General features: G+C 72.6%; 6 protein-coding genes and 1 riboswitch. Of the genes, 2 read left to right on the forward strand and 4 right to left on the reverse strand.

From position 1 onward, the window contains the following. Positions 1-55: 55 nt before the first annotated feature. The 4 genes from pknB to thiO all read right to left on the reverse strand — a co-directional run bounded on the left by pknB (position 56) and on the right by thiO (position 4,663). Complete coding sequence (gene pknB, locus DSY14_RS26350; RefSeq protein WP_211719315.1) at positions 56-2,041, reverse strand: Stk1 family PASTA domain-containing Ser/Thr kinase; 1,986 nt, start codon at positions 2,039-2,041, stop codon at positions 56-58. A gap of 349 nt (positions 2,042-2,390) precedes the next feature. Then, entirely contained in the window at positions 2,391-3,188 is a 798-nt protein-coding gene (locus DSY14_RS26355) for a thiazole synthase (protein WP_249188506.1), read from the reverse strand. 3 nt (positions 3,189-3,191) lie between these two features. Beyond that, positions 3,192-3,404, reverse strand: coding sequence for a sulfur carrier protein ThiS (thiS, locus tag DSY14_RS26360; RefSeq protein ID WP_211719320.1), 213 nt, complete (start codon positions 3,402-3,404; stop codon positions 3,192-3,194). Continuing rightward, positions 3,395-4,663, reverse strand: coding sequence for a glycine oxidase ThiO (gene thiO, locus DSY14_RS26365; RefSeq protein WP_211719316.1), 1,269 nt, complete (start codon positions 4,661-4,663; stop codon positions 3,395-3,397). The genes thiS and thiO overlap by 10 nt, the downstream gene beginning before the upstream one ends. Further along, positions 4,632-4,742, reverse strand: a riboswitch (TPP riboswitch). It overlaps the preceding gene by 32 nt. Before the next feature lie 84 nt (positions 4,743-4,826). Here thiO and DSY14_RS26370 point away from each other — a divergent pair. Both DSY14_RS26370 and thiE read left to right on the forward strand, forming a co-directional pair. Beyond that, the gene (locus DSY14_RS26370) at positions 4,827-5,186 is read left to right on the forward strand and encodes an Rv2175c family DNA-binding protein (RefSeq protein ID WP_211719317.1); all 360 of its coding nucleotides are present in this window, start codon (positions 4,827-4,829) and stop codon (positions 5,184-5,186) included. A gap of 77 nt (positions 5,187-5,263) precedes the next feature. After that, positions 5,264-5,932, forward strand: coding sequence for a thiamine phosphate synthase (thiE, locus tag DSY14_RS26375; RefSeq protein WP_211719318.1), 669 nt, complete (start codon positions 5,264-5,266; stop codon positions 5,930-5,932). Positions 5,933-6,200: the final 268 nt, after the last annotated feature.

Below are 6,200 nucleotides of genomic sequence, written 5' to 3' on the forward strand. Positions count from 1 at the left end.
GGCGGGGAGCATCCGCTCCCCGCCCCCTCCCGAACACCGTGGAGGTCCTCGGCGGTCAGTCGTCGTCGTCATCCTCGTCGAAGTCGTCCGGGTCGATGACGATGCCCCCGGGCGTTCCGGTGATCGTGATCGTGGTGCCCTCCGGAGCCTCGCCGGTGTGCGACTGGTGGCCGACGACCCGGCCGCCCAGGATGCGCTCCACCTCGACCTCGAAGCCGGCCTCCTCCAGGGCCTTGCGGGCGTCGTTGACCCGTTCGCCGATGACGTCCGGGATCTGTACCTCGGGCGGTCCGCTGGACACGGTCAGGGTGACGGTCGCCCCGGCGCCCACGTTGGTGCCGGTGTCGGGGCTCTGGTCGATGACCCGGCCCTCGTCGATGCTCTCGCTCTCCTCCTCGACGACCTCGACCGACAGGCCCAGGTCCTCCAGGGTGGACTCGGCGTCCTCGATGCTCTCCCCGGCCAGGCTGGGCACCGGGATGCCCCGGCTGACGGAGAGCGTCACCGTCTCCTCGCGGTCGGCGACCGACCCCGGCTCCGGGGTGGTCGAGACGACCTCACCCGGTGCGTTGTCGGGGGAGTCGACCTCCTCCTGCTCGACCCGGTCCGCCTCGAAGCCCAGGTCCTCCAGGTCCTTGAGGGCGTCGGCGACGTCCTTGCCGACCACCTCGGGCATCTCCACCTCCTGCGGACCCTTGGAGACGAACACCGTCACCGGGTCGCCGGGGGTGAGCCGTTCGCCGTTCTCCGGGTCGGTGGCGCCCACCTCGCCCATGGCGGCCACGTCGCTGTAGACGGTCTCCTCGGAGAGGTCGTAGATCAACCCTGCCGAACGGATCTCGTCACGCGCCGTCTCCGGGGTCGCGCCCACCACGTCGGGGACGGGCTCGAAGCGTCCCAGCAGGAACCACCAGCCGACCAGACCCACGACGAGCGCCATGGCGACGGCGCCCACCACCATCAGTCGTTTGCGCGAGAACCGGGAACCGCCCCGGCGCTCGTCCGGATAGAAGTCGTCGTCCCCGCCGTCGTCATAGCCGTCGGCGGCGTTCATGTCGACGATCATGGTGGCGTTCTCGGTCCCCGGACCCGCGCCGCCGGCGATGAGCTGGGGTGCGGTCATGGTGACGCCCGAGGCGCCGCTCGGAGCGACCGGGGCCATGTGCTCCTGCGCGCCCGAGGGCGACTCCGGCAGGGCCCGCAGGACCTCCAGGACCTTGGCCAGGTACTGACCCGCGTTGCTCGGCCGGTACCGGGGGTCGCGCTCGGTGGCCTTGGTGACCAGGGCGTCCACCGCGGGCGGGAGCCCGGGCAGGAAGTGCGAGGGCCGCGGTACGTCCTCGTTCACGTGCTGGTAGGCGATGGCGATGGGCGTCTCACCGGTGTGCGGCTGGCCGCCGGTGAGCAGCTCGTAGAACATGATCCCCGCGGCGTAGACGTCGCTGCGGGCGTCGGCCACGCCCTTCTCGATCTGCTCGGGGGCCAGGTAGGCGGCGGTGCCCATCAGGGTGCCGGTACGGGTCAGTCCCTGGTTGGACTGTTCCACGGCGCGCGCCAGACCGAAGTCGGCGACCTTGACCCGACGGTCCTCGGTGATGAGGACGTTCTCGGGTTTGACGTCACGGTGCACCATGCCGGCCTGGTGCGCGGCGCCCAGCGCGGCCAGCACCGGCGCCATGAAGTTCAGGGCCTGACGGGGGCCCAACCGACCGCGCTCCTTGAGCAGGTCGCGCAGGGTCCGACCGGGGACGTACTCCATGGCCAGGAACACGTGCCCCTGGTCCTCGCCCTGGTCGAAGACCTGCACCACGTTCGGATGCGAGAGCTTGGCGACCGAGTGCGCCTCGTTGATGAAACGCTGGACGAAGGAGGGGTCCTGCGCCAGGGAGGGGTGCATGACCTTGAGGGCCAGTCTGCGGTCCAGCCTCAGGTCGTGGGCGACGTAGACCGTCGCCATGCCGCCACCGGCGATCCTGGACTCGACGAAGTAGCGACGGTCCAGCGTCGCGCCTACAAGCGGGTCGGAAGTCGTCATGTCCACGGCGGAGTAGTGTCCTTGCTGCGGGGAGCGCGGGAGATCGCGGCCGGTGGCGCGTACCCGACACCAGGTGTCGAACCGACACGATAGCGGAATCCGGCGTCGGTTCTGCCCCCGCGGTTCACGGTCGCGGCTGCCCTGCTCCGTGCCGCACACGGCCGGTCCGTGTGCGTCGGGGGTGCTCGCGCCTGGGCGGTTTCAGAGAGGTGCGGTGTCCACTGACACGACACACGCACCCCACCCACGGTAGGGGACGCCACCAAACCTCGGCTTGGCGGCGCACCGACCGGCCCTTGACCGGCGGTGCCCGCCGCCCCGCCCGGACCTCCGACGGGTCCGGGCGGGGCGATCCTCAGACCACGTCGGGGCTGGAGGCCAGGGCATGGCGCCGGATCGGGATGCGTCCGGCCCGGCGGGCCCCCCGACCGGCCCGGACGGCGTCGCGCATCGCCCGGGCCATCAGGACGGGGTCCTGGGCGCGGGTCACGGCAGTGGCCAACAACACCGCGTCGCATCCCAACTCCATGGCCAGGGCGGCGTCACTGGCGGTGCCGATGCCCGCGTCGACGATCACCGGCACCCCGGCCTGTTCCACGATGAGCTCCAGGTTGTGCGGGTTGCGGATCCCCAGACCGGAGCCGATCGGGGCGGCCAGCGGCATGACCGCGGCGCAGCCCGTCTGTTCCAGGCGACGGGCCAGCACCGGGTCGTCGTTGGTGTACGGCAGGACGGTGAAGCCGTCGTCCACGAGCGTCTCGGCCGCCTCCAGCAGCTCCACCGGGTCCGGGAGCAGGGTGTGCTCGTCGGCGATGACCTCCAGCTTCACCCAGTCGGTCTCCACGGCCTCCCGCCCGAGCCGGGCGGTGCGCACGGCCTCGGCGGCGGTGAAGCACCCGGCGGTGTTGGGCAGCGGCCGGATCCCGTTGCGGGCCAGCACGTCCCACACCGATCCCTGCGTCCCGGGGGCCACCCGACGCATGGCGACGGTGGTCAGTTCGGTCCCCGAGGCCAACAACGCCTCCTCCAGCACCTCCAACGAGGGGGCGCCGCCGGTACCGGTGATGAGCCGGGAGCCGAAGGGGACCCCGGCGATGACCAGACGATCCTCGTCGATGTCCGGGCTCGTGTGCGTGTCGAGCGTGTCGGTCATGGTTCAGCCTCCCTGCACGGCGGTCAGGACGTCCACCCGGTCGCCGGGGGACAGGTCGGTGGCGGACCAGGCGGTGCGTCGCACGACCTCGTCGTTGACCGCCACCGCGATCCCTCCCGGGATCTCCCCGGCCCCGGCCGAGGTGAGGTCGCGCACGACCGCCTCGACCGTGGTCGCGGTGCTCCGGCGGGTCTCTCCGTTGATGATCAGTTCCACTGCGTCTCCCACGTCGTCGGCTTCTCCCACGTGTCACCCCCGGGCAGCGGCCGGTCGGCGGCGAAGCGGCGCGCGTACTCCGGCAGAGCCCCGGTGGTGAGCGCCTCGGCCATGGCCTCGCCGGTCACGGGGGCCAGCAGCACCCCGTGGCGGAAGTGGCCGACGGCCAGGTGCAGCCCCGGGACCCGGGTGGGTCCCAGGAGCGGTTCGTTGTCGGGAGACCCGGGGCGCAGGCCCACGCAGGTCTCCGTGATCTCCAGTTCGGTGACGCCGGGCACGAGTGCGCGCGCGTCCCGCAGCACCTGCCACAGCCCGCCCGCGGTCAGGGAGGTGTCGTGGCCCAGTTCCTCCTGGGTGGCCCCCACGATGACCTCGCCGTCGGCGCGCGGGACCACGTAGATCGGGAATCCGCGGACCAGACCGCGCACCGTCCGACCCACGAGAGGGGGCTCGCCCGCGCGGACCCGGGCCCGCAGCAGTTGCCCCTTGATCGGGCGGATCGGCGGCAGCACGGGTGCGGGCAGCGTGATCCGGTCGCCCCAACACCCCGTGGCCAGGACGACCTGGTCCGCCGGCACCACGGTGTCGTCGGTCAGGCGCACGCCCAGACGGGCCCCCTCGGGCCCCGGGTGGACGACCTCGGCGGCCGACCCGGCGACCTCGCGCACCCCCGCGCGCTCTCCGGCGACGGCCAGCGCCGCGAGGAGACGGCGGGGATCGACCGAATGGTCGTCCGGGGCGAGCACCCCGCCCCGGACGGTGGGGGCGAGCAGCGGCTCCAGCCGGCGGCACTCGCGCCCGCTCAGCCGTTCGGTGGCGATGCCCAGGCGCTCCTGCAGGGCGTGCAGTTCGTGGAGGACGGCCAGGTCGTCACGGTCGAAGGCGACCAACAGGGTTCCGGTCCGGTGGTGTCCCACCGACAGGTCGGATGCCGCCTCCAACTCGGTGACGAAGGAGTCGTACATCCGCGCGGAGCGCACGCCCAACCCCATGAGCTCCTCCTCGCCGAACACCGCCTCGGTGGCGGGGGTCAACATGCCCGCGGCGACGGCGGTGGAGGCACGTGCGTCCGCGGGCGCCGTGACCGGATCGGGTTCGATGAGGGTGACGTCCCGGCCGCGCTGGGCCGCCCGCCACGCGGTGACCCGCCCGATGACGCCGCCGCCCACCACGATCACACCATTGGTAGGACGATTCTTCGTGTGCTGGGGGTCTGCGATGGTGCGCACGTCGCGCTCTTCCCCTCCCTTCGCCGGCATGATCCGGATCAGGTTCGTGCGGTCGGAGACGTGCGGTCTCCCTCTCAGCCGGCTCCACCCGGCTCCCGCGGGACGTGTCTGTTCGGTCTCCCATCCTAGGACAGGTGGTGCTCCGAGGGCGCGGACGGTCCCCGGACCAGGTGGGGTGTGGCAGATTGGGAGGGTGACACACATCGACCCTGACACCGAAGCACTGGTCGGCGACTGGCTGACCCTGCGGGAGGCGGCGCGGCCGCTGGGCGTGAGCCCCAACCGGATCAAGACCCTCATCCGCGAGAAGCGCCTCATGGGCGTGGTCCGCCAGGGTGAGCTCTCCATCCCCGCGGCCTTCCTCGACGGTGAGGACCTCGTCAAGGGGCTGCCCGGCACCATCGTCCTGCTCGACGACGCGGGTTTCTCCACCGAGGAGGCCCTGCGCTGGCTGTTCACCCCGGACGACAGCCTGCCCGGCACACCGATCCAGGCCATGCGGGAGAACCGGGGCACCGAGGTGCGCCGCCGGGCCCAGAGCCTGGCCTTTTGACCCGAGGACTGCTCACCGGGGCGCGCCGCGAGGGTGCGCCCCTTGGGCCCTCGACCCCCAGGCCCTAGGCTGGCGGTGTGAGGACCAGCCACGGAACCAGCCTGCGCAAGCGCCTGGACGCATCCCTTCTGTACCTGTGCACCGACGCCCGGACCGAGCGCGGTGACCTCGCCGAGTTCGCCGAGGCCGCCCTGGCCGGCGGGGTGGACATCCTCCAACTGCGGGACAAGGGCTTGGAGGCCCGCGAGGAACTCGCCGCTTTGGAGGTCCTGCGTCAGGCGTGCGAGCGCCACGGTGCCCTGCTCGCCGTCAACGACCGCGCGGACATCGCCCGTGCGGTGCGCGCCGACGTGCTCCACCTGGGCCGGCGCGACCTGCCCGTGCCCATGGCGCGGGACGTCATCGGTGCCGACCCGATCATCGGCCGCTCCAACAACGACGCCGAGACCGCCATGGCCTCCGCCGAGGAGAGCGGCAGCGACTACTTCTGTGTCGGGCCGACCTGGGCGACACCCACCAAACCGGGACGTCCGGCCGCCGGACTGGCCCTGGTGGAGCGGGCCGCGGCGTTCGGTACCGAGCGCCCCTGGTTCGCCATCGGCGGTATCGACCTCTCCACCATCGACCGGGTGCTCGACGCCGGTGCGCGCAGGGTGGTCGTCGTGCGCGCCATCACCGAGGCCGAGGATCCCCGTGCCGCGGCCGCCGCCCTCAAGGAACGGCTCGTCGCCCGCAGCGGCGGCTGAGACCGGCCCTCGTCCTGGCGGGTCCCGCGAGGGCGGCTCGGATGTCGTGCCCGGTCCCGGCCGTCCGGTCGGTCGGACCTGGACGGAGTACCGCGGACCGTGCTCGGGGTGGGATCGGCGCACAACGCGCCCGGAGGCCCGCACACGTGCCCCGGCGACGACCGGAACGGATCGGCCCGGACCCGATCGGGTGCGGGGCCACCGAGGCGGTCGCTACCTCGGTCCCGGGGTCGCCCCCGCGCCCACGCCGCGTCCCCGGGACCGAGGT

Source organism: Nocardiopsis sp. MG754419 (assembly GCF_018207095.1).
In the GTDB taxonomy this organism is placed as follows: domain Bacteria; phylum Actinomycetota; class Actinomycetes; order Streptosporangiales; family Streptosporangiaceae; genus Nocardiopsis.

What these genes read in the sequence shown, in the direction of transcription:
- DSY14_RS26355 (WP_249188506.1), bottom strand. Translation starts at nt 3,188, where the DNA reads ATGACCGACACGCTCGACACGCACACGAGCCCGGACATCGACGAGGAT.
- thiO (WP_211719316.1), bottom strand. Translation starts at nt 4,663, where the DNA reads ATGCCGGCGAAGGGAGGGGAAGAGCGCGACGTGCGCACCATCGCAGAC.